The sequence below is a fragment of the Psychrobacter sp. FME5 genome (genome assembly GCF_014861375.1).
Lineage (GTDB): Bacteria > Pseudomonadota > Gammaproteobacteria > Pseudomonadales > Moraxellaceae > Psychrobacter.
In genome coordinates, this window is record NZ_RRYX01000280.1 from 1 (window position 1) to 416 (window position 416).

A 416-nucleotide genomic window follows, 5' to 3' on the forward strand; every position below is an offset into this window, starting at 1 on the left:
GCTGTTATCTGGATTGCTATTGGCATTTAATCTGCTAGGTATGATGGCATTAATGATGACCAGTAAAAGACATAGGAATAAGTTTCATCTCAAACGGCCACTCTTAGTCGCCGTAAGGTCAAACCTGCTATCTCATCATGATGAGCAGAAACGATATATCACTAAACAGCAAAGGTTACGATGGCTGGGATTGCTACTGCTATTGATAGGTTTCATCTTAACTTGTTCATCGCCTCATACTGGTTATTTTATCGTTGTCTGGTTTGCTAGCTTAATCGTAGCAGCAGGAGTTGTATATTTAAGCATGGTTATTTATGAAAAACTGGCATAGCCAGTTTATATAAAAGCGCCAAATTCAAAATAAAATGCTGCTATAAAATTTCCCCGCTTGCAGTATGCTTTGATATTAAACATTT

At 37.3% G+C, this 416-nt stretch carries 1 protein-coding gene; it reads left to right on the plus strand.

The features are described 5' to 3' along the window. Window positions 1-331: hypothetical protein (locus EI161_RS14920; RefSeq protein ID WP_225735430.1), on the plus strand; the 331-nt coding region annotated here is incomplete at its 5' end. Between the last annotated feature and the right edge of the window lie 85 nt (window positions 332-416).